The sequence below is a fragment of the Clostridium sp. CM74B_53 genome, assembly GCF_036318045.1.
Lineage (GTDB): Bacteria > Bacillota > Clostridia > Lachnospirales > Lachnospiraceae > Pilosibacter.
In genome coordinates this window covers 26,682-53,116 of the sequence record NZ_JAWQDE010000011.1, presented here as the reverse complement: position 1 = coordinate 53,116, position 26,435 = coordinate 26,682, and the positions used below count along the sequence as shown (strand labels likewise).

The 26,435-nt window shown below is 57.3% G+C and carries 35 protein-coding genes and 5 tRNA genes; 13 read left to right on the top strand and 27 right to left on the bottom strand.

Annotated elements, in window-relative coordinates:
• Window positions 1-8: 8 nt before the first annotated feature.
• From V2546_RS10525 to V2546_RS10405, 25 genes are all read right to left on the bottom strand, one after another.
• Window positions 9-785: a hypothetical protein gene (locus tag V2546_RS10525; protein WP_329752282.1), complete on the bottom strand. Its 777-nt coding sequence runs from the start codon at window positions 783-785 to the stop codon at window positions 9-11.
• A gap of 54 nt (window positions 786-839) precedes the next feature.
• Complete coding sequence (locus V2546_RS10520) at window positions 840-1,553, bottom strand: hypothetical protein (protein ID WP_329752281.1); 714 nt, start codon at window positions 1,551-1,553, stop codon at window positions 840-842.
• Window positions 1,554-1,586: 33 nt separating this feature from the next.
• Window positions 1,587-1,958 (bottom strand): hypothetical protein, encoded by a 372-nt coding sequence (locus V2546_RS10515; protein ID WP_227107443.1) that lies wholly within the window; start codon window positions 1,956-1,958, stop codon window positions 1,587-1,589.
• Window positions 1,955-2,221, bottom strand: coding sequence for a hypothetical protein (locus tag V2546_RS10510; RefSeq protein WP_195278362.1), 267 nt, complete (start codon window positions 2,219-2,221; stop codon window positions 1,955-1,957). Before V2546_RS10510 ends, V2546_RS10515 begins: the two co-directional genes overlap by 4 nt.
• A gap of 13 nt (window positions 2,222-2,234) precedes the next feature.
• Window positions 2,235-2,603 carry a hypothetical protein gene (locus V2546_RS10505; protein ID WP_008981445.1) on the bottom strand — a complete coding sequence of 123 codons (369 nt, stop codon included), beginning with the start codon at window positions 2,601-2,603 and terminating at the stop codon, window positions 2,235-2,237.
• Entirely contained in the window at window positions 2,563-3,207 is a 645-nt protein-coding gene (locus V2546_RS10500) for an MT-A70 family methyltransferase (protein ID WP_329752280.1), read from the bottom strand. The genes V2546_RS10505 and V2546_RS10500 overlap by 41 nt, the downstream gene beginning before the upstream one ends.
• A complete protein-coding gene (locus V2546_RS10495) occupies window positions 3,191-3,808 on the bottom strand; it encodes a Holliday junction resolvase RecU (RefSeq protein ID WP_329752279.1) in 618 nt (205 codons plus the stop codon). The genes V2546_RS10500 and V2546_RS10495 overlap by 17 nt, the downstream gene beginning before the upstream one ends.
• Window positions 3,809-3,813: 5 nt before the next feature.
• Complete coding sequence (locus tag V2546_RS10490) at window positions 3,814-4,311, bottom strand: DUF7768 domain-containing protein (RefSeq protein WP_329752278.1); 498 nt, start codon at window positions 4,309-4,311, stop codon at window positions 3,814-3,816.
• Window positions 4,312-4,321: 10 nt separating this feature from the next.
• Entirely contained in the window at window positions 4,322-5,287 is a 966-nt protein-coding gene (locus V2546_RS10485) for an ATP-binding protein (protein ID WP_329752277.1), read from the bottom strand.
• A complete protein-coding gene (locus tag V2546_RS10480; RefSeq protein ID WP_227144320.1) occupies window positions 5,202-6,053 on the bottom strand; it encodes a hypothetical protein in 852 nt (283 codons plus the stop codon). The genes V2546_RS10485 and V2546_RS10480 overlap by 86 nt, the downstream gene beginning before the upstream one ends.
• Window positions 6,054-6,127: 74 nt before the next feature.
• On the bottom strand, window positions 6,128-6,550 hold the full coding sequence (locus tag V2546_RS10475; protein ID WP_329752276.1) for a single-stranded DNA-binding protein: 423 nt from the start codon (window positions 6,548-6,550) through the stop codon (window positions 6,128-6,130).
• The gene (locus V2546_RS10470) at window positions 6,550-7,341 is read right to left on the bottom strand and encodes an ERF family protein (protein ID WP_271949202.1); all 792 of its coding nucleotides are present in this window, start codon (window positions 7,339-7,341) and stop codon (window positions 6,550-6,552) included. The genes V2546_RS10475 and V2546_RS10470 overlap by 1 nt, the downstream gene beginning before the upstream one ends.
• Before the next feature lie 12 nt (window positions 7,342-7,353).
• A complete protein-coding gene (locus V2546_RS10465; RefSeq protein ID WP_329752275.1) occupies window positions 7,354-7,986 on the bottom strand; it encodes a host-nuclease inhibitor Gam family protein in 633 nt (210 codons plus the stop codon).
• Window positions 7,983-8,360, bottom strand: a complete 378-nt coding sequence (locus V2546_RS10460) for a DNA-methyltransferase (protein ID WP_329752274.1) — start codon at window positions 8,358-8,360, stop codon at window positions 7,983-7,985. The genes V2546_RS10465 and V2546_RS10460 overlap by 4 nt, the downstream gene beginning before the upstream one ends.
• Before the next feature lie 17 nt (window positions 8,361-8,377).
• Window positions 8,378-8,665, bottom strand: coding sequence for an N-6 DNA methylase (locus V2546_RS10455; RefSeq protein WP_329752273.1), 288 nt, complete (start codon window positions 8,663-8,665; stop codon window positions 8,378-8,380).
• Window positions 8,662-8,808 (bottom strand): peptidylprolyl isomerase, encoded by a 147-nt coding sequence (locus tag V2546_RS10450; RefSeq protein ID WP_195278354.1) that lies wholly within the window; start codon window positions 8,806-8,808, stop codon window positions 8,662-8,664. The genes V2546_RS10455 and V2546_RS10450 overlap by 4 nt, the downstream gene beginning before the upstream one ends.
• On the bottom strand, window positions 8,805-9,485 hold the full coding sequence (locus tag V2546_RS10445) for a cell wall hydrolase (protein ID WP_329752272.1): 681 nt from the start codon (window positions 9,483-9,485) through the stop codon (window positions 8,805-8,807). Before V2546_RS10445 ends, V2546_RS10450 begins: the two co-directional genes overlap by 4 nt.
• Window positions 9,486-9,497: 12 nt before the next feature.
• Window positions 9,498-9,761, bottom strand: a complete 264-nt coding sequence (locus V2546_RS10440; RefSeq protein ID WP_033120894.1) for a hypothetical protein — start codon at window positions 9,759-9,761, stop codon at window positions 9,498-9,500.
• Window positions 9,762-9,765: 4 nt separating this feature from the next.
• Window positions 9,766-10,476, bottom strand: coding sequence for a 3'-5' exonuclease (locus V2546_RS10435; RefSeq protein WP_329752271.1), 711 nt, complete (start codon window positions 10,474-10,476; stop codon window positions 9,766-9,768).
• Complete coding sequence (locus V2546_RS10430; protein WP_329752270.1) at window positions 10,469-11,173, bottom strand: DUF6273 domain-containing protein; 705 nt, start codon at window positions 11,171-11,173, stop codon at window positions 10,469-10,471. The genes V2546_RS10435 and V2546_RS10430 overlap by 8 nt, the downstream gene beginning before the upstream one ends.
• Window positions 11,170-11,349, bottom strand: a complete 180-nt coding sequence (locus V2546_RS10425; protein WP_329752269.1) for a hypothetical protein — start codon at window positions 11,347-11,349, stop codon at window positions 11,170-11,172. Before V2546_RS10425 ends, V2546_RS10430 begins: the two co-directional genes overlap by 4 nt.
• Window positions 11,346-12,077, bottom strand: coding sequence for a hypothetical protein (locus V2546_RS10420; RefSeq protein WP_329752268.1), 732 nt, complete (start codon window positions 12,075-12,077; stop codon window positions 11,346-11,348). Before V2546_RS10420 ends, V2546_RS10425 begins: the two co-directional genes overlap by 4 nt.
• Window positions 12,065-12,451 (bottom strand): hypothetical protein, encoded by a 387-nt coding sequence (locus tag V2546_RS10415; RefSeq protein ID WP_329752267.1) that lies wholly within the window; start codon window positions 12,449-12,451, stop codon window positions 12,065-12,067. The genes V2546_RS10420 and V2546_RS10415 overlap by 13 nt, the downstream gene beginning before the upstream one ends.
• A 13-nt stretch (window positions 12,452-12,464) precedes the next feature.
• Window positions 12,465-12,887, bottom strand: a complete 423-nt coding sequence (locus V2546_RS10410) for a hypothetical protein (protein WP_329752266.1) — start codon at window positions 12,885-12,887, stop codon at window positions 12,465-12,467.
• A gap of 205 nt (window positions 12,888-13,092) precedes the next feature.
• Window positions 13,093-13,353 (bottom strand): helix-turn-helix domain-containing protein, encoded by a 261-nt coding sequence (locus V2546_RS10405; RefSeq protein WP_020989852.1) that lies wholly within the window; start codon window positions 13,351-13,353, stop codon window positions 13,093-13,095.
• Window positions 13,354-13,533: 180 nt separating this feature from the next.
• Here V2546_RS10405 and V2546_RS10400 point away from each other — a divergent pair.
• The 4 genes from V2546_RS10400 to V2546_RS10385 all read left to right on the top strand — a co-directional run bounded on the left by V2546_RS10400 (window position 13,534) and on the right by V2546_RS10385 (window position 13,885).
• A tRNA-Val gene (locus V2546_RS10400) sits at window positions 13,534-13,606 on the top strand.
• Window positions 13,607-13,630: 24 nt separating this feature from the next.
• Window positions 13,631-13,704 (top strand) — tRNA-Met (locus V2546_RS10395).
• Window positions 13,705-13,710: 6 nt separating this feature from the next.
• A tRNA-Val gene (locus tag V2546_RS10390) sits at window positions 13,711-13,783 on the top strand.
• A gap of 28 nt (window positions 13,784-13,811) precedes the next feature.
• A tRNA-Met gene (locus V2546_RS10385) sits at window positions 13,812-13,885 on the top strand.
• Between the two features lie 152 nt (window positions 13,886-14,037).
• On the opposite strand, the gene V2546_RS10380 is transcribed toward V2546_RS10385, so the two are convergent.
• Complete coding sequence (locus V2546_RS10380; RefSeq protein ID WP_329752265.1) at window positions 14,038-14,949, bottom strand: hypothetical protein; 912 nt, start codon at window positions 14,947-14,949, stop codon at window positions 14,038-14,040.
• A 437-nt stretch (window positions 14,950-15,386) separates the two neighbouring features.
• On the opposite strand from V2546_RS10380, the gene V2546_RS10375 reads away from it, so the two are divergent.
• The 5 genes from V2546_RS10375 to rlmB all read left to right on the top strand — a co-directional run bounded on the left by V2546_RS10375 (window position 15,387) and on the right by rlmB (window position 19,585).
• The gene (locus V2546_RS10375; RefSeq protein ID WP_118299215.1) at window positions 15,387-16,313 is read left to right on the top strand and encodes a diacylglycerol/lipid kinase family protein; all 927 of its coding nucleotides are present in this window, start codon (window positions 15,387-15,389) and stop codon (window positions 16,311-16,313) included.
• A gap of 71 nt (window positions 16,314-16,384) precedes the next feature.
• Window positions 16,385-16,936 carry a 2-C-methyl-D-erythritol 2,4-cyclodiphosphate synthase gene (gene ispF / locus V2546_RS10370; RefSeq protein ID WP_118532113.1) on the top strand — a complete coding sequence of 184 codons (552 nt, stop codon included), beginning with the start codon at window positions 16,385-16,387 and terminating at the stop codon, window positions 16,934-16,936.
• Between the two features lie 42 nt (window positions 16,937-16,978).
• A complete protein-coding gene (gene cysS, locus V2546_RS10365; protein ID WP_118531943.1) occupies window positions 16,979-18,388 on the top strand; it encodes a cysteine--tRNA ligase in 1,410 nt (469 codons plus the stop codon).
• The gene (locus V2546_RS10360; protein WP_118531945.1) at window positions 18,373-18,849 is read left to right on the top strand and encodes a Mini-ribonuclease 3; all 477 of its coding nucleotides are present in this window, start codon (window positions 18,373-18,375) and stop codon (window positions 18,847-18,849) included. The genes cysS and V2546_RS10360 overlap by 16 nt, the downstream gene beginning before the upstream one ends.
• A complete protein-coding gene (rlmB, locus tag V2546_RS10355) occupies window positions 18,839-19,585 on the top strand; it encodes a 23S rRNA (guanosine(2251)-2'-O)-methyltransferase RlmB (RefSeq protein ID WP_015554667.1) in 747 nt (248 codons plus the stop codon). The genes V2546_RS10360 and rlmB overlap by 11 nt, the downstream gene beginning before the upstream one ends.
• 260 nt (window positions 19,586-19,845) lie before the next feature.
• Here the strand turns inward: rlmB and V2546_RS10350 are convergent.
• Window positions 19,846-19,918 (bottom strand) — tRNA-Thr (locus tag V2546_RS10350).
• Between the two features lie 205 nt (window positions 19,919-20,123).
• On the opposite strand from V2546_RS10350, the gene V2546_RS10345 reads away from it, so the two are divergent.
• The 4 genes from V2546_RS10345 to V2546_RS10330 all read left to right on the top strand — a co-directional run bounded on the left by V2546_RS10345 (window position 20,124) and on the right by V2546_RS10330 (window position 26,357).
• Window positions 20,124-21,116 carry a DUF4397 domain-containing protein gene (locus V2546_RS10345; protein WP_329752264.1) on the top strand — a complete coding sequence of 331 codons (993 nt, stop codon included), beginning with the start codon at window positions 20,124-20,126 and terminating at the stop codon, window positions 21,114-21,116.
• A gap of 201 nt (window positions 21,117-21,317) precedes the next feature.
• A complete protein-coding gene (locus tag V2546_RS10340; RefSeq protein WP_329752263.1) occupies window positions 21,318-22,667 on the top strand; it encodes an MATE family efflux transporter in 1,350 nt (449 codons plus the stop codon).
• Window positions 22,668-22,725: 58 nt separating this feature from the next.
• The gene (locus tag V2546_RS10335; protein WP_329752262.1) at window positions 22,726-24,486 is read left to right on the top strand and encodes an ABC transporter ATP-binding protein; all 1,761 of its coding nucleotides are present in this window, start codon (window positions 22,726-22,728) and stop codon (window positions 24,484-24,486) included.
• Window positions 24,483-26,357 carry an ABC transporter ATP-binding protein gene (locus tag V2546_RS10330; RefSeq protein WP_329752261.1) on the top strand — a complete coding sequence of 625 codons (1,875 nt, stop codon included), beginning with the start codon at window positions 24,483-24,485 and terminating at the stop codon, window positions 26,355-26,357. The genes V2546_RS10335 and V2546_RS10330 overlap by 4 nt, the downstream gene beginning before the upstream one ends.
• Window positions 26,358-26,435 lie beyond the last annotated feature (78 nt).

Here is a 26,435-nt window from a genome sequence, read left to right as displayed (position 1 = left end):
CTCCAGTATTATTTGCCGAGCCCCTTCAGCGCGCAGGCTGTGCAGGCGGTTCGGACGTCAGGCTCCAGTGCGAGGATCCGGCGGGCCGTGTCTGTCTGCCAGCACTCAGCGCCACAGACGGGGCAGGTGGTGAGCTGCCAGTCGTCCGTCGGAGGCTCCGGGACGTTATCGCGCAGCGGCATGGTGAGGATCCCGCCGTCTCCGGGCTGGTGGGGCGAGAGGATGGGTTCAGGCTCGTCGTGGATCATGGTGTCGAGGAGCTCGTTGTACTTCTTGAATATGGCCTCCGACGCTGCGCTCCAGCTCTCGCCGTGCTCCGTGTCCTCCGGGGTGGCGACGTGGGCCAGCTCGTGCGCCAGCAGCTCAGGGGCGGCGCTGATGGGCGCCTCGGCCGAGATGCAGACGATCGGCGTGCTGCCGTCGTCTGGAAAGATGGTCAGGCCGTAGGCGGTGCCGTTGGTCTCGTCCCGCAGGTCGGGGACGTACTGCGCGACGTACTCGACGCCGGGGTAGAGCTCAGAGAAGGCCCGGGCCACGATGGCCGTCGGGTCGTTGATGAAGGGCGAGGCCATCGGGCCGATCTTCTCGTACTGCTTCAGGGCCGTGTAGGTCTCGCGCAGCATGGCCCGCACTTCGTCCTTCTTGATGCCGTTGATGGTGGGCCCGTTCAGGATCAGGTCGAGCATCCTGTCGCTCCAGTCCTGCATCAGGTGGGTCTCCGGCATACCGCAGCCGAAGGGCACGACGTCGACCTTCTCACGGGTGAGGGTTTCGTATTCTTTCACGGTGCTGCTCCTTTCAGAAAAGCCGAGCGGGCCGGAGCCCGCCCGGCGCTCCATTTACTGCATGACGACGACCTTGCCGGCGTCGATCAGATCGCCCATATTCTTCAGGAAGTAGTCGGCGATGTTCTTCTTCGCCTCGAGTTTCCAGATGCCGCCGTCAGCCTCGAAGAAGCCGATCCCCTCGTCGGGATCCACGCGCAGCAGGAACTCGCTCTCGGGCTGCTCCACCTCGAGGAAGGTGCGGAACGGCCGCAGCATGACGCGCGGCTTGATCTCGATGAGCGCGTTGAGGGCGACGCCCTGACGGGCCTCGACGGTCTGCGTGACGCCGTTGTCGTTGGTGCTGACGCTGTTCTCGTTGGTCATGCGACTCAGCAGGTCGAGCAGGTAGGCCGTGCCCTCGTTGGGGATGCAGAGACTCCGCAGCTCGATCAGGGCTACCTCGCGTCCTCTGAAGCCGGTGTACAGGCCCGGGGCGTCAGCCTTGGCGCGGTAGAGCGTGTTGCGGGAGAAGTCGCTCAGGTAGGTGGTCATCACCTCGACGGTGTCGTTGCTCTTGACCTGCACCATGATGGTCGTGCCGACCTTCTCGAGCTCGGTGCGGATCAGCTTGCAGATGCTATCGAGGCCGCTGACGCTGATGCAGTCGGGGCGGTCGACGTGGGGTGGGATGCGGGTGAGGGATGCGTCGGCGTAGGTCTGGCCGCCGATCTCGAAGATCTTGGTCTCCTTCAGGCTGACGATTTTGTCGATCATTTTTGCGAGCATTGTGTTGTCCTCCTTGTTCTGTGTTGTGGGTGTTTATCCGTGCTGGACGAGCTTCAGGAGCTTCGGGGCCTCCTGCTGCGTGCCGTCCATGTTCATTTGGCCGGGCACCTGCGGCACCATCTCGGCGACGACGAGCTCGCCGTTGCCGTCGGAGGTGACATAGAGGGCCGTGGCGACGGGGTTGGTGGCTGCGAGCGTAGACTTGGCCGTCACTTGGACGCCGATGGTGCGGCGCTCGTCGTCCGGGGTCAGCTCGATGGTGAGGGTGATCTTGCGCTTGGCCGTGGCCTTCGTGTTGGGGTCGAGGATGTTCTGGATCACCTTGTCCATCTCATAGTCGACGCGCTCCTCGAAGGCGCCGCGGGCCATCGACATGATGCTGTCGCGCTGGTTCTGTTCGTTCATGTGGTTGCTCCTTTCTCTTTGTCTCCGGCCGTTCCGTACTTCTCGAGCGTGTCCTTCAGGGCGCCCGCAATACACTCGGCCATGACTGTCGCGGTTTTGGTTTCGCTGCTCTTGGCAGCCTGTTCAATGGCTGCGCGGATCTCGTCGGGCTCATAGCCCGTGTTCTCATAGGCGGCGAGCTTCTGGACGAGCACCTCCTTGGTGGCTGCGCTCCAGTAGCCCGTCTTTATGCCGTTGACTCTCTCGTGGGTCAGACGTTCCATGCTGGCCCTCCTCTCAGGTGGCCGATCCGAGCGTCATCTGCTCGGCCTCGGTCGGGTTGTCTGCGTAGGCTGCGGCCGTCTGGCCCGTGGGGCCTGAAGGCTCCGCTCTGGCCCACACGGCCTCGGTGGCGTCCGAGCGGGTGGCCTTACGGCGGCCGACCGTCGTGAGGATCCCGATCTCCTTCAGCTCTGTGAGCCGAGGGGCGACGTAGTTGCGGTTGAAGTACGGGATCCGGCCGGCTGCGACGAGCTCCTCAGTGATCTCGCTGGCCGTGAGCTCACGGTTGCCGAGGGTCTCGAGGATCAGGCGGCAGCGGGCGGCCCGCTTGGGGAGTACGGCGTCATAGCTGCGGCGCCGGGTCTCTTTGGTTGTCTGGTTCATGTGTTTCCTCCTTTCCGGCCAGCTCGACGCTGTCGGCTGGCGCGTCCTTGACTTCAGGCGTCGGCGCTTCGTTGCCCCACACGTCCCATCCCGGGGCAGCCTCTCGGGCGAAAAGCTCGATACGGGGCAGGTCTCCCATCAGCTCGACGATCCTGTCGCGGATTTCGGCCGGCTTTCTGCTGTGCTGCTGGAGCGGGGAGAGGACGATGCTGCGGACGCTGCCGCTGATGCGCTTCGGCTTGCCCTTGGTCGCCAGCAGGCAGATCTCTGAGTTGCTGCGCGTCCAGTTTCCGAGCCCCATGAAGATGCCGGTGCCGTTTCTGTTCTGCTTTACCCAGTTGAAGGCGACGGTCTTGTAGCTGAAGCCCCACGCCTCGATCACGTCGAGGGCCTCGCGGAGCATGGGGAAGGTCGCCCACATGAAAAGCACGCAATCCTCGTTAGCAATACCCCCCCCCGCAGCTCCGACGCTCATGCGCTTTATGTCCTCGATGGTCATGGTGTCGTAGTGCTTGGAGGCTGCCGCTCTGGTGCCGCGGTTCTGATAGCTCCACGGAGGATCGGCGTAGATGATGCTGTACTTCTTGTCAGGGAGTGGGATCATGGGCGTCCTCCTTTCCGAGCGTTTCCGACTCGATGCCGTGCAGGAACTTGATGAAGCCGGCCGTCGCCGGCACCTCGTAGCGGGAGAGCTCTGCGTGCGTCATGTACTTGCGGCCGTAGATCTCGGCCATATCACGCCAGACGGGCCACGGCACGCGGTAGAAGTCCGTCAGGCTCACGGAGACAAGCACGAAGGCGATGGCGCCGAGCTTATGATGGGCCTCGAGGTCGTCCTGCTGCTCTTGAGTGAGCCGGCGCTGCTCGATGCGCTCGTCGTCGGTGTGCTTGGCCTCGAAGTAGATGCTCCGGCCGCCCTTCAGGGTGCCGCCATAGTCCGGCTGGGCCTGCTTGGTATAGCAGGCGAGGAACTGGCCCTTGCGGTTCTTGGCGCCGAGGGGCTTCATGGGCTCCGGCGTCTTTTCGATCTTTGCGAGGCCGCGGCTGAGGTAGTAGTCGCACGAGGCCGAGATGATATTCTCGAAGTAGCCGCCGGCGACTCTGGCCTGCTTGCCGCGGATCTGCGCCATCATGTGTTTTTCGGCTGCGTAGGGCGTCGGGTCGTTGTAGCCCTCCGCGTTCTTTCTCGGGTCGTACTTCGTCACGGCGTTCAGCCTCCGATCTCGATGTGGATGCCCGGATCGGAGATCAGGCGGTCGGCGAGCGTGAGGATGGTGGCACCGTCGAGGTGGACGTGGATGGAGCCGCCGCGGGCAGGCAGGTGGATCGTCACGCTGCCGATGTCCGGCTTGTCCTCCTCGCTGTTTTCCAGCTCCTCGTCAGGCTTCAGCTCGCTGATGGCCTCGAAGCCGTTGCGGACGGGGATGCCGTGCGCCTTGGCGAGCTCGATCTCCGCGGCCATACCGGCCGAAGGGTGGTCAATACCGAAGGCCCACAGCTCGGAGCAGCCGAGCACCAGCTCGCTGCCGATCTTCAGGGCCAGCTCACGCTCCTCGGGGACGTTGTCGTCCATGAACTGCGTGAGATAGATGTGCGGGGTGACGGGGATGACGCCCTTCTCCACAGCCGCGCGGCTGTACTCCTTGGCGCGCTGGATGTTGTTCTCGTAGTCCCCGCGGCACGGGGAGCAGATGTAAACCTTTTTCATGTTGTTCCTCCTATCGTGAGCGCCAGCTCTGGCCAGTGAGGGTGATGCCCCTGCACATTTCCATGAGCCGGTCGATGGTGGCCCGGGCCGTCATGCTGTCGTGGCTTTCCCGCGGCGTCATGCGGTCGATCAGGGCCTCGGTGTCGTAGTTGGTGGTCACTATTGTCGGCAGGTATGCCTCGTAGCGGCCGTTGATGATGTTGTAGACCGTGGAGATCGCCCACTCGGTCGGCGGCTCCTTACCGATGTCGTCGATCACGAGGAGCGGGACGGTCTTGTAGATCTTCAGGACGTCGCTCTCGCTGCCGCCGGTCGTGGAGTAGGTGCGCTTGATGCGCTCCAGCAGGTCGATCATCGTCATGCAGATGACCGGCTTGCCTTGCGCGATCAGGTGGTTGGCGATGGCAGCGGCGAGGTGGGTCTTGCCAGTGCCCGGCGGGCCCGCGATAAACAGACCGTTGCGGCCGGGTTCCTGACGGCCGGGCTGCGGCAGCATGGCGTCGAAGCCTTCGGCATAGCGCCGGGCGGCTGCCGCTGCTCGCTTGTTGTCGTCGGTGAGCTGGAAGGTGGAGAAGGTGCGCCGCAGGAAACGGTCGCCCATGCCTGACTCGCCGACGATGCGCTTGATGCGATCGCGCATTTTCTTCTCCTCCTCAGTCTTGGCGGCCGCGGCCTCAGCAGCTTCGCGCTCTGCCTTCGCCTTCTCATAGGCAGCCACGGCCTCGGGGCAGGTGCATCGCTCGGCTCCGTAGGGAGGCCAGAGGATGCGGTTGCCGAGCTGGATGCCCTTGTGGTAGCGCAGGGCGCCGCAGAACTCGCAGGGGACGGGCTCAGGGACTCCGGGACGGCCGGCGAGGCGCTCGTCGTTGCTCCAGATCCAGTTACCAGCGTCACTCGTCGTCGGCCGGCTTGAAGCCCTTGCCCCAGTCTCGGCCGGAGCTGTCGGGCTGTTCAGGATCTCGCTGATTTTCTGCACCTTCGTTCACCTCCTCATTGTCCCAGTAGCCGCCGTTGAGCCATGTGCTCGGGTTCGGTATGTAGCGTCCGTTCTCCCGGCGCCACTGGTCGCTCCGCTTCTGAGCGTCGACCGCCTGCATGATCCTCTCGTGGAGCTCAGCGGTGGGCTTGATCTTGTTCCACGCCTTCAGAGCGTACTGCTTGCCGGTCTTTTTCGGGTAGGCTTTCCAGAACTCGAGAAATCTGGCCTCGACGAGCGACTTCGTGCCGCCGTCACTCCCCTCGTCAGAGGGGGAAGGGGGTGTATTACCTTCTCTTGTCTTATCTTCTCTACTCTGGTCTACTCTGCCTCCGGCTTTCTTGCGGCTGTTTGCCGGTCGTCCTGCGGTCGGCGTTTGGTCGTCCGGCGAGGCGTCGGCAGACGCCGCAGCAGCGGCCCGGCGACTGCGGGAGCGCTCTTTCTCGGCTTGCCGCTGGTCGATCAGCTTGCCGGCGTACTCGTACCAGTCATGGATCTCGAGCGTCCCGTCCTCTTTTTCGTCGATCCAGCCCGCCCGGATCAGCGTTTTCGCCAGCTTTTCGGGGTCTCCGTCCCACTGAGCGGCCCGCGAGATCATGCGCGGCGTGATGTCGACGAGGCTGCCGGTCGGGGCGTTGTCGAGGGCCCACAGCCAGAACGAGACGAGCAGCCCCATCATGTGCGGCGGCTCGACTTCGAGCTGGTCAGCAGCGTCGAACAGTTTGCGGTGATCCTTGAGTGTCTGATGCACTTGCAGCCATGCCACGGTCGTCACCTCCTTTCTGTGGTCGTTTGTTTGTGGCCTGCTTTTGGTCGTCTGCCGGTCGTCCGGCGGTCATGTTAAAATGGAAGGTCGCCATTGTCCTCGATCTCCGTGAAGCCGCCGGAGCCCTCAGAATAGCCCGGATCGGCGAAGTCGCCGCCAGAGCTCTGGCCGCCGTCCTTCTTGCTGTCGCAGAAGTGGACGGAGTCGACCGTGATCTCGACGGCTTTGCGGCGGTTTCCGTCCTTGTCCTCGTAGCTGCGGCTCGTGAGCTCGCCCTCGACGAGGACGAGGCGGCCCTTGCTCAGGTACTTGCAGACGAACTCGGCCTGTGCGCGCCATGCGACGCACTCGATGAAGTTGGTGATCTTCTTGCCGTCCTTGGTCTTGCGGCCGGTGTCGCTGGCGAGGGTGAAGCTGGTGATCGCCGTGCCCTGCTGCGTGTACCTGAGCTCAGGGTCAGCGGTTAGACGGCCTTGGAGGCCGGTGTGGTTATACATTAGGCGTTTCCTCCTTGCTGGTTATGCTGTGCGGCCGCGTTGTCGAGGGACGTGCAGATCTCGTCGTACTCTTGGCGGGTCAGGGTGGCCGGATCCTGCTTTTTGTACTTCTCCACGATCCGGGCGTTGGTGCGCTCCTTGGTCATTCCTGCGGCCTCTGCCTTCTTGTAGAGGCGCGCGAGCTGCGCGTCGCTCAGACGGCCGGAGCCCTGCCCCTGACGGCCCTGTGCGGCCTGCTGGCGGCCTCCAGCGCCGGATCCTTTGCCCTGCGCGCCGAAGTCACTGTTGTCGGGGTCGTCCTCGCCTTGGTCGACGGTGAACTTCTCGAAAAGGTAGTATTTCAGGGCGTAGGTGTGGGCCGCGCCCTTGGCCTTGGCGGGGTCATCGTTCCAGCCGACGGCGTGGACGGTGGCCTCGATGGTCTCGTCGTCGTTGTCGAGGTTCAGCCAGCGGATCGTCAGGTCGGCCTCGTAGAGGAACATGAGCTTGTCGCCGTTGCGGGTCTTGGTCTGCATGGTGATCCAGTAGACCGGGTCGCCGTTCTCGGCGTGGCGCGTGGCTTGCTCGCTGATAACGTCGAAGTCGACGCCGAGCTCGTTCATTATGGGGGTGATCTTCTCCCACACGTCGTAGATCTTGGCGTACTTGTAGCTGACGCCGTCGCTGTGCTGCTTCTTGACGATCTCCGGGCAGGCTTTCCGCATTTCGACGAGCTTCTGCCGGAGCGTCAGGCAGGCGGCTTCAGGAGGGGCCGCAGCAGCGGCCGCCTCGGTTTTCTTGGTTTCTGCCATGTCGGTGCCTCCTTACACGTCGACCGTGAAGATGCCCGGGGTCTCGTAGACGGTGACGCCCTCCACGATCTCGCCGGTCTCGGTCAGGGTTGCGATGTCGCCGGTGTAGCTGAGCAGCTTCTTCAGATCAGCCCAGCGGGTTGACTCCTCGACCTTTACGAGCTCGCCGTAGCCGTTGGCCTTGAGCCACGGCACCAGCTTGGTCTCGTCGAGCTTGGTCTTGGTGGTGCCCTTCTTGAAGGTCAGCGTGCCGGAGAGGAGGCGGTACTTCTCCGTCGTTTTGGTCTCCTTGTGGGGGACGGTGGCGAAGAAGTCGGCCAGACAGCTCGTGAGGTACGAGGTGCCGTTCTCCATGCGCTTGCGGGCGGCGGCGACTTTCTCGTTGATGGCCGCGATCTGCTCGTCTGCCAGAGCCTTCAGACGGTCGTACTCGCTGCGCTCGTCGGCGATCTTGCGGATGGCCCAGTCGGCACAGCGGTCGTCGGTGATGCGGAACGGGGCGCGCTCGCCCTCTGCAACGGTGCCGAGGTCGACCTGCTCCAGCTCGTCCAGCGTGGCAGCAGGCAGCAGCTCGGGCTCCTGTGTGGTGGTGGCCTCGACGTCTGCCTGCTCGGCAGCGAGGGCCGCGGTGGTCTTATCGCTCATGTTGTTTCTCCTTTCTGATGGTGCTCGGCGGCTCTGGCGGCCGCGAGCTTGCTGTATTGTTCGTCTATCTCGATCCCGATGTACTGCCGGCCGGTTTTCGCGGCCGCAGCCAGCGTGGAGCCGCTGCCGGCGAAGGGATCGAGGATCAGGGCGCCGGGGATGGTGGTAGCTTCGATGAGCTGCTCCAGCAGCGCCACGGGCTTCTCGTTGGGGTGGGTGAGGCTCTGGTTTCCGACCTTGGCGCAGGCGATCAAGTCGTCCGGCCGTTTTCCCGGGAGCTCGTAGCGTCCCTTGGTTGCGAAGATGATGGCCTCATATCGCGGGGCAAAAGATCCTTTCAAGTCTCCCATGCCGTGCGCCTTTTTGTCCCACACGATGACCGACTTGACCGTCAGGCCAGCGAGACGCAGCGCGTCGATGAATACCTGCTGAACGTCCCAGCGGGTAAAACAGAGTACCCCCCCCCGCGTTTCACGACTCTGGCGGCATCATAGATCCACCAGATAAACGGGGCCTTGTCGTTGGCGATTTTTGCGAGACGGCTGGCCTTTTCTTTTCGGCCGCTTTGGTAGTCGATACCGTAGGGCGGGTCAGTGATGACCATGTCGACGCTGTCGGCCTCCATGTCACGCAGCACGGTCAGGCTGTCGCCGGTGATGACGGTGTTGGCTTGGATCATTTTTCAGCAGCCTCCTTTCTCTCGGTGACGTTGAAGGTGAGCATCACGCCGCAGGTGACAGGGGTGACGCTCTCGAGCTCGAGGTCGCGGCCGCTGCGGAGGTGCAGGGTCTCGCCCGGCTTCATTTCGGTGAGGTGTTTCATCTGGTACTCCTTTCTGCAAAGAAACGGTGCCCGCCTTCCTCGATGACGAAGATCTGGCTCTCGTGGAAGTCGCTGGTTACGAGGGCGGGGTTGTAGAAGTAGAGGATCGGCTCGTCCACGACGGTCTCGCCTCGGTCAAACACGGCCGCGACGGCGTCCTTGACGCGCTGCGTGGGATCCGGCCGGCTCTTGGTGTAGCTGTAAAGGACGACGGCCTCAGAGGGGGCGACGCCGCGCTTCTCGGCTGCGTTGAGGATGCACTGAGCGACGAGCATCTGCCCCTCGAAGGGCTCCCCGCCGGCCTCGGCCATGACCACGCGCTCGACGACGTCGCGCTCGGCGTCGGTCAGAGGGTAGCGCACGGCGGGCTCGGTCGGCTCCACGGTCTCAGTGGCCGGTGCGGTGGTGTCCGGGATGTATGTGCCGACGGTTGTGGTCGGCGGCAGGATGTTGGTCTCCTGCTTGCTGCCGGTCGGGGTGGTGAAGATTGCCACAGAGATGCCGCCCAGCAGAAGGACGGCAGCGGCCAGCGTGGCAGCTCTCAGGGCTTTCCTCTTGGCACGGCGGCGCCGGCGTGTTATACTTGCGGTGCGGGATCCGTATGCTGGCAGGCTGCTGGATCTTCTCGCATGGGTCGCCCGGTCGCAACGGGCGGCCCTTTCTTTTGTGGTTTCCATTGGTTTCTCCTTTCACTGAGCCCGTGCGACGGTCAGATCACAGAGGGCGTGAGTGAGGTCGCTGAACTCGGTCTCTCGGACGGTGTCAGCGGTCAGCAGCACGAGGTAGTCGTTGTCGTAGTAGTCGATCTCGGGGTGCCGCTGCCGGTTTACTTCGTTTTTGTGGCGGGCGTAGGGCTCGGCACGGTTCCAGACGTCATCAGGGATCCAGCGGTCAAGGTGATCCTCGACGCGCTCGCGCAGCTCCTCGCTCGTGATCGTGATCTCCGGGCTCATGCTGTCACCTCCGCGCCACGCGGGCCGGGAGCGTCTGCTCCGGGCGAGTCAGGCCCTTGCTGAAGCTCTGCGGCTCATATCTGACGCCCACGATCCGGCGGCCGCTGACGCCGTACTTGGGGTTGTAGCCGAACAGGTTGACGTAGCTGCCGAGATCCTCGCGCTCGTCGTCCATCGCCTTCAGTACCTCGAACAGAGCCAGCACGTCGTCGATGGCGCGATGGCTGTTCTGCACCTTGCCGGTGAGGTCGTAGGCGATGATCGCGTTGGCGAGCTTGTGCGGGTAGGCCCTGCGGTCTTTGTAGACCGTCAGGCTGTCCAGCCAGTCGATCCGGCCGACCTTCTGGCCGCGAAGCAGGCCACGGAGGAAACAGGCGTCAAACTGCGCATTGTGGGCGATCATCAGGGTCGGGCCGTTCTGCATGAGCTTGGCGATCTGGCTGGCCGCCTTGGCAGGCTGCACGCCCTCGGTCTGGAGCCGCTCGTCGGTGATGCCGGTCAGGCTGACGATGTTCTCCGGGAGGGTCTCGCCCTCGGGCAGCTTGATGAAGGTGTCCATCTTGCCGGCGATCCGCAGGCCGCCGGTGGCCGTGCGCTCCACGCGCAGGGCGGCGAGCTCGATGATCTGGTCGCTGTCGAAGTCGAGGCCGCTGGTCTCGGTATCAAACACGACGAGGGCCTTGTAGCGGTCGAGCAGGGTGGAGAGGTTACTCATGCCGGGCCTCCTTCTCGCGGGTAGCTCTCAGGGTGCCGAGCATAAACGAGAGGGCCGTGGTCAGTTGATCCTCGGTGGCGAAGGTGCCGCCGAACTGCTCGGCCAGCGCCGCGATGATCTCGCCGGCGTGCTCCGGCGTGACGTCATCGGTGGCTTCGTCGTCCTCGACGGAGATCAGGAGATCAGAGTCCAGATAACAAGCGGGGCGCAGGCCGTAGTTGCCGCGGCAGGCGCTGTTCCTGAGCAGAGTGCCATCGGCGCAGACGAGGCGGGCGAGTGACTCGTAGCCGTTAGACTTCGTGCTGAAGGCGGTGGACAGCCACCACCAGTCGTCTGCATTTGGGATGACGTCGCGGTTGCGCCGGTACTGGTCGACCGTCAGCAGGAAGATGGTGACGGTGCAGGTGCCGTAGTCCTTCAGGCCGTCGTCGGTGGTCAGGTCGAGCTCCGTGGTCAGGAAGGCGTTGGGGCCGTTCACGTCCTCGAGCAGGTTGTCGAGGTAGGCGCCGTTGAGGTATTCCTTGCTGCTGGCGACGGCGAAGTTGTTGCAGTTGCCCTCGTCAAAGGCTCGGGTCTCGATGATGTCCTTGCTCAGGCAGAGGGCGCGGCCGTCATCATTCTCCAGCAGGATCCAGCTCTGGCCGGCATAGTCGAAGGCCGTGCCGCGGGCGGCGTTCTTGAGTGCGATCTTTTTCATGGGGTTGCTCCTTTCGTTCTCTGCGGCCGAGCCTTCTGGCTGGCCTGAATGTTTGGCAGGGTCTCGCCGGCGCGGAGCCGGCTCTCACGGTGCGGGCAGATGTAGCCGGTGCGGGGGATCTTCTGGTAGATGCTGACGTTCCAGTCGAGCCCGCAGCCGACGCACTTGGCTGTCATGGGCCTCCACCTCCTTCCGCAGCCAGAGCCTCGAAAACGTAGCGCCGGATGCGGTTGCGGTACTTCTTCCGGGTTCTGGCTTTCTTTGCGTGAGCTGCGAGGTGCAGCCACTTCGGTGGCACTCCGATGGCCTTGGCCGATACCTTCCAGAGCTTTTTGAGGGCAGAGAGCACGGCGTTGATGACCGGCTTCAGGGCCTCGGCCAGCTTGGCAGCGATTTCCCGCAGAGCGTCGGCCAGCTTCTCGAAGGCTTCGCGGGCCTGCTGCATCTTCTCACGATCGGCGAGCGTCATGCTGCCGTCGTAGACGTAGGGGCTCAGCTCGTCGTCGCCTCCGTCGGTCAGGCGCTCACAGAACGGGAGGCCGGCAGCTTCGGCAGCCTTGCGGCCCTCCTCGAGGGCGTCCCGGCCTTGCGTGACTTCGCAATAGTCCGCGAGGCGGTTGCGGCCGCCTTCGTAGTGCCAGCGGATCCCGGCGGCGATCTCGTCGATGGTCATGTCCTCACCGAAGTGGCCGCAGTAGTAGCCGTTGACGATGACGGCGTCCGGGTCTGCCTTCAGGATCCCGATGGCGTCGTTGAGGTCGTCAGTCTCCCACTCGCCGTTCCAGATGTCGCTCCAGATCGTCAGGGCGTTCCACGAGCGGCCGGTGCGATACACGATTGTCCAGCCGATGCCGTCGCGGATCTCCGCGGCGAAGTCTCGGGCGATGTCTCTCAGTGCTGCCATGCTGGCGCCTCCTCTCTGGCGATGTGCACGACGGTGACGAGGTCGTCGATCTCGTGCTTGGTGGTGTATGTGTCCCGCTCGTCGAGCCCGATGTGCCGCAGCAGCGTCTCGGGCCCGTCCAGCAGGAAGGCTGTGGCGGCCACGGCGTTCAGCCGGTAGACCGTGACCTCCACGGTGCAGCGGGCGCCGTCCTCGTCCAGCGTGGACGGGAACGAGGCCCGGCAGATTGGGGTCGCCTCGTATCTGAAGGCGGTCGCGCGGTTCTCGCCGGCGATGATGTCCTTCACGAACTCCTCAAAGGCTTTGCGGGGGATCGAGCTGCGGTACTTGTCCAGCGTGACGTCGGCGAGCTGCCGGATGGCTTTGGCGTTCATGTTCCGCACCTCCTCAGCAGGCGTCGCCGTGCGGGCCGACGACCGTGACGTGCTTGGTGTTACCGTCTTTGTCCTCGTAGATTTCCTCGACGCTGTTGTCGGCCCAGTTGATCGTCTCCTTGAGCCGCCAGCACCGAGCGTCGTCCACAGCTTTGGCGGCTTCGCGTGCTTCTTGCTGGAGCTCCTTCAGGCGTCCGAACTCGCTTAGCGTCAGGCTTGCAAGGGGTTCGCTCAGCGCGTAGTCGCTGAGGTAGAAGCTGATAAAGCTATGGCTCCAGCCGGCGTTATGCCAGCCGCTCGTTGCTTTTTCGGCGAAGGCTATGAGCTCGGCGTCGTCCTCAATAGGGCCGCGCTTGCGGTGTTCAAAGATGAACTCGTCGCGGGAAAAGACGGGTTTCCCGTTTACATAGCCGTACACATTGGGGTTGCGTGTCATGGTGGTCTCCTTTCGTCTTGGCCCGGCCAGAGCCGGGGATCTTAGTGGTGTCGAGTCCCTGAAAAGCAGAAACACGACCGCCGGATCGCTTCAGAGAGCAGCGCGGAGGGGGTGCGCAGCTCGTCCATTTTCAGCGTCGGGGTCGTGTGATCGTTTTCATGTTGGGCTCTCCTTTCTTCGGCCCGGCGCTGCCGGGTGTTCTTGGCTACTGTGCGGCCGGTGCTCGTTTACCTCTGCGCTTGAAGCTCTCACGCAGCCGCCTCTCGGCGAGCTCTGCGCTGTACCCTTCGCGCTGGTTGGCGTCCAGCGCGCCGGTCGCGCCTCGCTGGAGCTCCTTGTAGATCGTGGTGTGGTGGACGCTCAGGCGGGCCGCAATATCGACCGGCCGATCTCCAAGCAGATGCCACGCCTCGATCTTCTTCCTGTCCTCGAAGGTCAGGTAGCGGTACTTTCCCGTCAGTCTCACCTCCGTCCTATGGGGTTGTAGTAAAGAAAAAACGCACAGCCGACTCAGTTGAGTCTCTGTGCGTTTAATGATAATGGACAGCTCATCACAAAAAATTTAAAAAAACTGTTGACAATTCCGAAAAAATAGGTTAAACTGTACAAGCAATCGCGCTTGACGGAAACGTCAGCCGGAAGTAATGGGGTCTTAGCTCAGCTGGGAGAGCATCTGCCTTACAAGCAGAGGGTCATAGGTTCGAGCCCTATAGGCCCCATTCATATGAAAATACATATGTTATGGCGGAATAGCTCAGTTGGCTAGAGCACACGGTTCATACCCGTGGTGTCGAGAGTTCAAATCTCCCTTCCGCTACTTAATGGGATCTTAGCTCAGCTGGGAGAGCATCTGCCTTACAAGCAGAGGGTCATAGGTTCGAGCCCTATAGGTCCCATTTATATGAAAAATTTCATATTGATCATGGCGGAATAGCTCAGTTGGCTAGAGCACACGGTTCATACCCGTGGTGTCGAGAGTTCAAATCTCCCTTCCGCTACGATTGGAAATCCCGGGAATCTGAGAAGAATCCCGGGATTTTTTTCGATCATAATAATTTTTCTGAAATATTCTGCTGCACCAAAACGGGAAAGAACATCCGCAATGATCTTGCAGACATAAGGGAGGCTCTGTCGGTGCCTGGATTCTCACTTAAAAGATTCCCGGTAATACTGTCGCAAGATAATATCCGACCCAGAATGATGCTGAATTCGCGATAAACGAATAGAGAACGAAGTCACCGTTTTCCTTTTTGGGGGACACTCTCTTCAAAAACCTGCAATACAGACCTGCCTCCAGCGCAAAGACTATGACCTCGAAAAAGACATAGCTTGTGATAAAGGCCAACGGACCGGCATTGTAATGAATGATATTGAGAAGCAGATTTAAGAGAAGCTGCGTCGTGATATTTACAAGCGCAAGGATCTGCAGCTGCTTTTTCTGCCGGAAGCCGAATAACAGCCCGACGACCATTTCAATTGCGATCGTAAGAAGGATACGGACCGCGAGCGATAAAAGCTCCTTTCGATAATTATAGGAACGATACGCGTTGATCCGCTCGTTTGTGCTCAGACCCTCATTGTATTCCACGGATCCGATCCGGACGCCCTCCATGTCAACGGTGTAATAAGTATCAAATGCATAACGCTCATAGCTTCCGCTTGATACAAAGGTCCCGGCTTCCGGATAATACAGGAGGATCTTAAAATCTTCGGGTGGATAATAGGTCCACGCGATCTCGCCTGTTTCGCTTACCGTCCAGCCCCTCTGCAGGAAATAATACCCGTCAGGATCTTTGTAATCTACAAAAGCTTTCCAGATGTTCCGGTCAAGATCATAGAGCTGCCCGTTTCTGGCGGTGCCGTCCCAGACACGTGCAGGTCCTGCACCTTTCTCCTTTGAAAGCAGCGTGCCGTAGCACAGGTCATCACCCATATTTTTGAACTGGATGCGCACCGAGGGCTTTGGACCCGTATCAGCTTTCGCGGTTATCGGAAGTGCTGTGACTGTAAAGATCAGAAAGAACAGCAACATGAAAAGCCTGACATGCATTCTTTTTTTCATAGCAGGGACCTCCTTTCAGAGCTTGGGTTCATAAAATTATATATCTTTGCTTCTTATATCTGTTTTTATTATAATCGATACAGATATTGGCTGACAAGAAAGAGATATTTACTATTTCCTTACGTTTCAACGCGGATGTGTCCGTACTACTGTATGCGGGCAGGAATTTTCTGAACTGAAAATTCCGGACAATAGAGTGGTGTGTGCATTTCGCTGATTTGGAATGCGAAGCCTCGGCAAAATCAGTTACTGTCTGCGCAAGGAACGAACAGTAACGTGCCCGCGGTGCACTTGCATGAAGTTTAGAAAAAATTTAGCCTTTTTTTAGCGGTTATGTGATATACTATAATCTATATCGTATGTCATATGGTACTGACCCGGTCAGGATGTGTATGGCTGCACGGAAAATTCTGAACATATAAGATTCGGAGGACGTTATGTATCAGTTTATCGTAAATCCCAGTGCCGGTGCCGGAAGAGGATACCGGATCTGGAAACGACTGGAACATCAGCTGGAGATGGACAGCCGGGAGTACCGGGTCTTTTTTACGGAACACCAGGGGGACGCGGCTGAGATCGCAAAAGTACTGACTGCCGAGCGGGATGACGCGAAAGTGATCGTGATCGTCGGCGGGGAAGGAACTTATAATGAAGTGCTGAATGGCGTATCCTTCCGGGGACTCCTGACATTCGGATATGTACCGGCGGGTTTTCGGAATGCGCTGTCGAAGGGATTTGAATCCTTCTGGAAGGTCAACTGTCAGGCAAAACGGATCCTTCATCCGAAATATTACCGGATGCTGGACTATGGGGTCGCAACATTCGGAGATGAGGAGATCGTGAGCAGGCGGTTTGCGGGCCGGTGCGGGATCGGACTGGACGCGGCGATCTGCCATAATCTTCTGTGCTGCCCGGTGAGAAACCAGATGACGAGACTTCATCTGACGAAAATACTCAGATTCGGCCTTGGTCTCAAGCAGCTTTTTCTCGCAAAACCGACAAAAGGATATATTTTGCTTGACGGGACGCAGAAAGTGGAGTTTAATCATATATATTTCATTACGTTTATGGTCCGCAGGGAAGACAAGAAGAAACGGAAGAACAGCGAACTGATGAATGATGATGGCAAGATGACAGTTTATATCGGAAACAGCGCGAGAAAGACAAAAATGATCCCGATCCTCCGGGACCTTGTGATGGGGGTCCGGAAAAAAGAACGTGGGATCCGGGTCTTTGAGTGCAACGAGGCGGAAGTCCATCTGGCAAGACCGCTCGCGGTCCATATGGACGGTGAGAGCTGTATGTGCCAGCAGAATCTCGTGGTGCGCTGTATCCCGAAGCGGATGCGGATGATCGGTTCTTGAGGTGGTATCGGGGCCGGTCTTGGACTGCCCATAAACGGAAGAAGATGAACAGCTATGGAAAGGAGATTCTCATGAGAATCGGACAGGGATATGATGTACATCGTCTGGTAGAAGGGAGAAAACTGATCCTCGGCGGTGTGGAGATCCCGTATGAAAAGGGACTTTTAGGACATTCGGATGCGGATGTCCTTCTTCACGCGGTGATGGACGCGCTTTTAGGGGCTGCGGCTCTCGGAGATATCGGTCAGCACTTCCCGGATTCAGATGAAAGATATAAAGGGATCTCGAGCGTTGAACTTTTAAAAGAAGTCGGAAAGATCCTGCAGGAAAACGGATATCTGATCGAGAATATCGATTCCACGGTGATCGCGCAGAGACCAAAACTTCTGCCGTACCGTCCGCAGATGGCGAAAAATATCGCGGATGCGCTGGGGATCGAGCCTGATCAGGTGAGCGTGAAGGCGACGACGGAGGAAGGTCTTGGATTTACCGGGGCCGGGGAAGGAATCTCCGCCCAGGCGATCGCGCTTTTGAGTTCGGTTGCGGATTACGCGCCGGAGGACCGCGTCGGAGTGATCTCCGGGGGCTGTGGAGGCTGCCCGGGCTGTAAACAGCAGGGATGAAAAGAGACTCACAGACAGAAAGATAGATGAAGGAGCTAAGGTATGAAGATCTACAATACACTTACAAAGAGAAAAGAAGAATTTGTTCCGGTCGAGCCGGGAAAAGTAAAAATGTATGTATGCGGGCCGACCGTGTACAACTTTATCCATATCGGAAACGCAAGACCGATGATCGTATTTGATACGGTGAGACGTTACTTTGAATATAAAGGATACGATGTCAATTATGTATCCAACTTTACCGATGTCGATGACAAGATCATCAAGAAAGCGATCGAGGAAGGCGTTGACGCCGAGACGATCTCCAAACGCTACATCGCAGAGTGCAAAAAAGACATGGAAGGCATGAATATCGAACCGGCGACAAAGAATCCGCTCGCGACGGAAGAGATCTGCGGCATGTTAAACATGATCAGCACCCTGATCGAGAAAGGCTACGCCTATGTTGCTGCGGACGGAACGGTTTATTACAGTGTCCGCAAGTTTAAAGATTACGGAAAGCTGTCCCACAAGAACCTGGATGATCTTCAGTCCGGTTTCCGTGAGATCAAGGTAACCGGTGAGGAAGGAAAACAGGACCCGAACGACTTTGTTCTCTGGAAGCCGAAAAAAGAAGGTGAGCCGTACTGGGAGTCCCCGTGGTGCGAAGGCCGTCCGGGCTGGCATATCGAGTGCTCCGTTATGGCAAAGAGATACCTCGGTGATGAGATCGATATCCATGCGGGCGGCGAGGACCTGATCTTCCCGCACCATGAGAATGAGATCGCCCAGAGTGAGGCAGCAAACGGAAAGCCCTTCGCGAAATACTGGATGCACAACGCATTCTTAAATATCGACAATAAGAAAATGTCCAAATCTCTCGGAAACTTCTTCACTGTCCGCGAGATCAGCGAGAAATATGATCTCCAGGTACTCCGTTTCTTTATGCTGAGCGCACATTACAGAAGTCCGTTAAACTTCAGCGCAGATCTGATGGAATCTTCCAAGAACGGTCTTGAGAGGATCTTAACCGGAATGGAGAAACTCCGCGAGATGGAGGCAAAGGTATCCGGAGACGCGATGACAGCGGAAGAGCAGGAGAATCAGAAAAAGGCAATGGAGCTCGTTGCAAAGTATGAGGCGGCGATGGATGATGATTTCAACACCGCGGACGCGATCTCTGCGATCTTCGAACTTATCAAGCTCTCCAACTCTACAGTATCCGAGACGAGCACAAAGGCATATGTTTCCTGGATGAAGAATGAGATCCAGAGACTCTGCGATGTGATGGGAATCATCACGGAGAAGAAGAAAGAGGTTCTTGACTCCGAGGTGGAGGACCTGATCGCCCAGAGACAGGCGGCGAGAAAGGCAAAGAACTTTGCACTTGCAGATGAGATCAGAGGAAAGCTTCTCGACATGGGAATCGTTCTCGAGGACACAAGAGAGGGCGTAAAATGGAAGAGAGCTTAATCCTCTTAAAGGAAAAATTTCACTTAAAAGAGACGGACGCGAACCAGTATTCCCCACTGGTCCTCGCCTATCTCGGGGATGCGGTGTATGAGATCCTGATCCGGACGATCGTTGTGAGCGAGGGAAATATGCAGGTCAATAAGCTGCACAAAAAATCTTCGGCTCTCGTAAAGGCTGCCGCACAGGCGGAATTCCTGATGGCGATCGAGGAAGACCTCACGGAGGAGGAACATGCCGTTTATAAGCGGGGAAGAAATGCAAAATCCTTTTCCATGGCGAAGAACGCGACGATGAAGGATTACCGGATGGCGACAGGCTTTGAGGCTCTGATGGGATATCTTTACCTGTCCGGAAGAACGGAACGCATGGTGGATCTTGTGGCGCTGGCAATGACAAAGACCGGAAAAGCTGACTCCGGCGATACGGAAAAACAAAAAGAGGAGAACTCCGATGAGATATGAAGAACTGACGATTGAAGGGCGCAACGCTGTTTTGGAGGCGTTCCGCTCTGGAAAGACCATCGACCGGCTGTTTGTCCTTGACGGATGTCAGGACGGACCGGTGCGCACGATCGTGAGAGAGGCGAAAAAGCATGACACGATCGTAAACTTTGTTCCGAAGGAACGTCTGGATTCCATGTCCGAGACGGGACACCATCAGGGCGTGATGGCGTATGCCGCTGCTTACGAGTACGCTGAAGTGGAAGATATTTTGAAAATCGCGGAAGAGAAGGGCGAGCCGCCGTTTTTATTCCTGCTTGACGGAATTGAGGATCCGCACAACCTTGGAGCGATCATCCGTACCGCGAACCTTGCGGGCGCTCACGGAGTGATCATTCCGAAACGCCGCGCGGTGGGACTTACTGCGACGGTTGCGAGAACCTCCGCAGGTGCGTTAAACTATACGCCGGTCGCAAAGGTCACCAATATGGCGGCGACCATCGAGGATTTAAAGAAACGCGGCATCTGGTTCGTCTGCGCTGACATGGGTGGAGAGAGCATGTACCGTTTAAACCTCACCGGACCGATCGGCCTTGTGATTGGAAATGAGGGGGAGGGCGTGAGCCGTCTTGTGAAGGAAAAATGCGATATGATCGCGTCGATCCCAATGAAGGGTGATATCGATTCCCTGAACGCGTCCGTTGCGACAGGTGTTCTCGCGTATGAGATCGTGAGACAGAGACTGGCGAAGGCATAGAATTTAAAATTTTGATTATGAAAAAAGACCCGTGGAGAGGAGTTTCCCGGGTCTTTTTTGTGCGCGAAGGATTTCCTGCAAGTACTCACCGCCTGAAAGAGGCGGGAGCCTTATCAATTGTAATAAACAATTGCTCTGACATGTCCGGGCGTCCTGCGTGTGTGTACATCACTGGCGCGTTCGTACCTTTTCGTACAACAGGAAATTCCCTGTCACGCGAAAAAAGGCTTCCCGGATATTCCGGAAAGCCTCATGGTTTAAGCTGCCTAGCAGATTTGAACTGCCGACCTCCGCCTTACCAAGGCGACGCTCTACCAGCTGAGCCAAGGCAGCGAACACAGTTGCTGTGTTTTTCGAACCTTCAATATATTATCATGGATCAACAGGTTTGTCAACGATAAAAACAAAAAAATTTGAATAAATTTTTTATACAAAAAGATCAATTCTTCGGAAAGCCCATGGAGATTCAAACACAGGCAGGGAACATTTTCCGTTCTGCTTTCATATTTTGTAGTAAAAAAGATACTGAGGTGTTAATATGCCAGAGAATCCAACATCAATGCCGGAGCCGTCGGGGGAGAATACGGCGGAGGTTGTGGCAGGGAAGAACGACGCAAATGTACCGGAGATACCGGCCGAGCCATTAGGAGGAGCTTTTATTTATCCGGGAGACGATGATCTTGCGGGGATCCCTGTGCCGCCCATCGCTTCACCGGGCGGAAGACCTGTTTATCCCGGAGATGACGATCTCGCTGGAATCCCGACGACACCGGTCGCGCCGTCTGGCGGACGTCCCGTCTATCCCGACAATACCATCGGACGCCCGGGCTTTCCGACGATTTCTTTTCCGATCACATACCCGACGGTCTCAGGAGGGAATTACTACAGCAGAGTCCGGTTTTTAAATGCCAGCACATCAGGCCGTACTCTGGATGTCTATATCGATGGCCGGAATATCTTTTCCGGTTCCGAGTTTGCCACGATCTCTTCTTATATCCGCGTGACGGACGGATTCCACACCGTCACTGTGCGCAGGACCAACGGTCAGATCTATTATCAGCAGACGATTGCCTTTGTGTCCGGTGAGAGACTCACGATGGTGATCTTAGACACGGTATCCGGAGTGTCCCTGACCCGAGTCTCTGACATGGGCTGCACGAACGTTCCGGCAGGTTACGGCTGCCTCCGCGTCGCGAACATGTCCTACGCGGGATCCAGCTACGATGTGCGGACCTTCAACAACCAGACAGCATTTGCGGGGATCGGATACAAGGAAGTGACGAGCTATAAACAGACATCCAGCGGAACCTATACCTTCTTTGTGACAGGTTCCCAGTATGCAGTTTCGGCATTAGGCGAGCTCCCGGTCCTTGTCCTTTCTTCCATCGTCGGCGTTTCCTGTCCGACCTGCACCGTGCCGAATCCGCTTCTCACCTTCAACGTCAACGTCCGTGCGGGAAGAGCCTACACATGCTATATTATCGGAAATCCGTGGTCCGGCCTCTTCCGGGTGTATGTCCTTGAGGACTGAAGCATGTTGTGGAAGGATTGCATTATTTGTAAAAATCGTCTATAATCTGCGTAATAGATAAAAGGAATGTGCCTTACGCATTCCGGCACCGGGAGCAGCCGTGGATAGAATGAGCAGACGGACAGGGACGGGAAATGCCAGTCTGCTTTTCTTTCCGGATGCTGCCGGAAAGAAAATACAGATACGGGAAAAAGGAGTATTATGAAGAGAAATTACGAAATGGACATGTGCAGCGGCCCGATCCTCGGAAAATTGCTCACCTTTACGATTCCGCTGATCTTTTCCGGAATCCTGCAGCTTCTGTTCAACGCTGCGGATGTGATCGTTGTGGGACGCTTCGCGGGCAGCCAGTCTCTGGCGGCGGTGGGTTCCACAACGGCGCTGATCAACCTGATGATCAATATCTTTATCGGACTGTCCGTGGGTGTCAATGTCATCGTGGCGAGATATTACGGAGCGAAGCGGGAAAAAGACGTGCAGGATACGATCCATACGGCCATGGCGCTCAGTATCGTCAGCGGTCTTTTCCTGATCGTTATGGGCCAGCTTCTCTCAAGACCGATGCTGGAACTCATGGGAACACCGGACGATGTGATCGATAAATCTACGATCTATATGCGGATCATCTTTATCGGCATGCCTGCGAATATGATCTACAACTTCGGAAGCGCGATCCTCCGCGCGGTGGGAGACACGAAACGCCCGCTGTATTTCCTTACGGCGGCGGGCGTGATCAATGTGGTCTTAAACCTCTTTTTTGTGATCATGTTCCGGATGGATGTGGCGGGAGTTGCTCTGGCGACCGCGATCTCTCAGGCGATTTCGGCGTGTCTGGTGATCCTTTGCCTGATGGAGAGTGAGGGTTGTCTGAAGCTTCATTTAAAAGCTCTGAAGATCCACCGCTCAAAATTCCGCCAGATCATTCAGGTAGGCCTTCCGGCGGGGATGCAGGGCGCAGTATTTTCTATTTCCAATGTTCTGATCCAGTCCTCTGTGAATTCCTTCGGTTCTGTCGCAATGGCAGGAAATACGACATCCCAGAATATTGAGGGATTCATCTATAATGCCATGAATGCGGTTTATCAGGCAAACTTAAGCTTCACAAGCCAGAACTTCGGCGGCAAAAAGTATTCGAGGATCAACCGGATCATGTTTACCTGCCTTGGCGTTGTAACGGCCGTGGGACTCGGAATGGGAATTCCGGCTTATCTTTGCGGACATGCCCTGATCCGGATCTATTCCTCGGACCCGGAGGTCATGGTATACGGAATGAGAAGACTTGTGGTCTTTGGAACGACATATTTCCTCTGTGGGATCATGGATACGATGGTGGGCAGCATCCGCGGTCTCGGATATTCCGTCATACCGATGTGCGTCTCCCTTCTGGGAGCGTGCGGACTCCGGATCGTCTGGATCTTTACGGTGTTCCAAGTATACCATAACCTGACGGTGTTGTACTTATCTTATCCGTTTACCTGGATCGTCACGGCGACGGCCCATATGATCTGCTTCTATATCGTTAGGAGAAAACTTCCGAGGGAAGATGCGTGATAAACTGCATCAAAAGAATCCAACGAATGCAGATCTGACCAGAAAGGAAACAACAGAATTGAAACGATACAAAAAATACATCACCCCGTATCTCAGTGCCTTCGTGATTGGTCCGCTGATGATGCTCACCGAGGTGGCGGGAGAGGTCATGCTCCCGAAATTTATGTCCATGATCATCAACAACGGCGTTGCGGATCGGAATCTCGCCTATATCGGAAAGATGGGGGCCCTGATGGTGCTGACCGTTCTCTTTATGGCGGTGGGTGGGATCCTCGGCGCCTACTTTTCCGCAAAGGCGTCCATCTCCTTTACCAGTGACATGAGAAACGACCTCTTCAGAAAGGTTCAGCAGTTCTCCTTTGAGAACATCGACGGTTACAGCACCGGTTCTCTCGTCACGAGGCTCACGAACGATGTCCAGCAGGTTCAGAACGTCCTGATGATGGGGCTCCGTATGGCGCTTAGAGCGCCCGGAATGTTCCTCGGCGCCCTGATCATGGCGTTTATGATGAACTGTCAGCTTGCGGTCATCATCCTCATCGTGATCCCACTTCTTCTCGCGGCGATCATTCTGATCTTAAAGACTGCATTCCCGCGTTTTGGAGAGATGCAGAGGAGACTGGACCGTTTGAATTCCGGGATTCAGGAATCCCTGACGAATGTCCGCGTGGTCAAATCCTTTGTCCGGGAGGCTCATGAGATCGAAAAATTCAGCAGACTGAACCGCGACTTAAAGGAGAGCAGTCTCCGGGCCCTCCGGATCGTGATCACTACGATGCCGGTGATGATGTTCGCCATGAACGTGACGACACTGGCTGTCGTCTGGTATGGAGGAAATATCATCATTGCCGGAAAGATGCCGGTGGGGGATCTCACTGCGTTTACGACGTATATCGTGCAGATCCTGATGTCCCTCATGATGCTTTCCATGGTATTCTTACAGAGCTCCCGCGCCAGCGCATCCATGAAGCGGATCAATGAGATCTTCGACACAGAGATCGGCTTAAATGATGATAATGCGAAAAATAAGGATAAAAAAGTCACGGAAGGCCGTGTGGAGTTTAAGAATGTAAGCTTTGGCTACAGCGGAGAGAACGGGAGAAAGGATCTCGTTCTGGAAGGGATCTCCTTTACGGCAGAACCGGGACAGACGATCGGGATCATCGGCTCCACGGGAAGCGGAAAGACCTCCCTTGTGCAGCTGATCCCGAGACTCTATGATGTGACCGGAGGTGAAGTCCTTGTCGACGGCGTGAACGTCAAAGAGTACTCTTTAAAACACCTTCGTGAGGGTGTCGGCATGGTCCTTCAGAAAAATGTCCTTTTCTCGGGAACGATCGAGGAAAATCTCCGATGGGGAAATGAGGACGCGCCGATGGAGGATGTGATCCGGTTTTCAGAGAGCGCCCAGGCAGATCCCTTCGTTAAGACCTTCAAAAACGGGTACGACACCGAGATGGGGCAGGGCGGCGTCAATGTCTCCGGCGGTCAGAAACAGCGTCTCTGTATCGCGAGAGCACTCTTAAAGCGCCCGAAGATCCTGATCCTGGATGATTCCACCAGCGCTGTTGACACGGCGACGGAGGCGAAGATCCGGGAGAGTCTCTATCATGATCTCAAGGATACCACAAAGATCATCATCGCCCAGAGGATCTCCTCCGTTCAGGAGGCAGACCAGATTCTGGTACTGGAGGACGGAAAGATCATCGGTCACGGAACCCACGAGGAACTTTTAAAGACCTGTGAGACATACAGCGAGATCTATACGACCCAGATCGGAAATCAGTCCATTGGGGCAGGAGAGGAGGCGGCAGTATGAGCGTCACGAGAGCAGACCGCGAAGCGAGTCTGAAAAAACGATATGCCGGACGCGTGGCAGCCGCACCGAAAAGGAGAGGAATGGGAAGAGGACCGGGTGCTCCCAGAGGCGGAGGACGCCCAAAGAGCACAGGAGCGGCCTTAAAGCGCCTGCTTTCTTATCTGGAAGCGGACAGGCTCCGGATGGGGATCGCATTTTTCTGTGTCATTGTAAACACGGTGGCGACACTGACCGGTTCCTATATGCTGCGCCCGATCATCAACCGCTTTATTGCACCGCCGGACGGAAGTCCCGGAGATGTGGCGGGACTTTTTAAAGGGCTGACCATGATGGCGTGCGTCTATCTTCTGGGGGTTATCGCAAATTATCTCCAGTCAAGACTGATGTTAGAGGTTGCCCAGAGCGCCCTTGTGCGGATCCGGACAGACCTCTTTACAAAGATGCAGAAGCTTCCGGTGAGATTTTACGATACAAATTCCAATGGGGATCTGATGAGCCGCTTCACAAACGACGTGGACACCATCGGAAATATGCTGAGCAGTACTCTTGTGCAGCTCTTTTCCGGAACCTTAAGCATCATCGGAACCTTGTTCCTCATGCTTTACACGAACATCTGGCTGACAGCTGTGACCCTGATCATGATCCCGCTCATGTTGCGGGCCGGCGGAGAAGTCGCAAAGCGGAGTCAGAAATACTTCAGCGCCCAGCAGTCGGCTCTCGGTGCTTTAAACGGATACATCGAGGAGACCATCACCGGACAGAAGGTAGTAAAAGTCTTCTGCCATGAGGAGATCGCGGAGGAAGAATTTGATATATTAAACAGGGATCTCCGCGAAAAACAGATCCGCGCCCAATTCCTTGGGGGCATGATGGGACCTGTGATGAACAACTTAAGCCAGATAAACTATTCCCTGACGGCGTGCATCGGCGGGATCCTCTGCGTGGTGAAAAACTTCGATGTCGGCGGGCTCACGGTATTTTTGAACTTTTCGAGACAGTTCTCAAGGCCGATCAACGAGATCTCCATGCAGGTCTCCAACGTGTTCTCAGCCCTCGCCGGAGCGGAGCGCGTTTTCTCCGTGATGGATGAGGAGCCGGAGGCGGCGGATGATAAGGACGCAGTATCCATGGACGGTATGAGCGGGGAAGTGGTATTAGATCATGTGACCTTCGGCTATAACCCGGACAAGGTCATCTTAAAGGATATCAGCCTCTACGCGAGGCCGGGACAGAAGATCGCCTTCGTGGGTTCCACAGGAGCCGGAAAGACGACGATCACGAACCTCATCAACCGCTTCTACGATATCCAGAGTGGGACCATCGCCATCGACGGCATCGATATCCGCCACATTAAGCGGGACGAGCTGCGCCGCCATATCGCCATGGTGCTTCAGGATACCCACCTGTTTACGGGAACGGTCATGGAAAATATCCGGTACGGAAGGCTTGATGCCACCGACGAGGAGGTCATTCAGGCAGCGAAGATGGCATCTGCCCATTCCTTTATCATGCGGCTTCCCAAGGGCTATGACACGGTTCTGGAGAGCGACGGCGCGAACTTGAGCCAGGGCCAGAGACAGCTTCTTAATATCGCGAGAGCGGCGGTATCCAAGGCACCGATTCTGATCCTCGATGAAGCGACGAGCTCCGTCGATACGAGAACAGAAAAGCACATCGAGCAGGGCATGGACCGTCTGATGGCAGAACGGACTACCTTTGTGATCGCCCACCGCCTCTCCACCGTGCGCAACGCCAACGCCATCATGGTTCTGGAGAATGGAGAGATCATCGAGCGCGGTGATCATGAGAATCTCCTGAAAGAAAAAGGACGTTATTACCGATTGTACACAGGTATGGCTGAATTAAATTAGTAAAAACTAACAGAAAATGGAAAAAAGTGGACGGAATCGCGGTTCCTGTCCGCTTTTTTTGTTGAAAACTTCATTTTC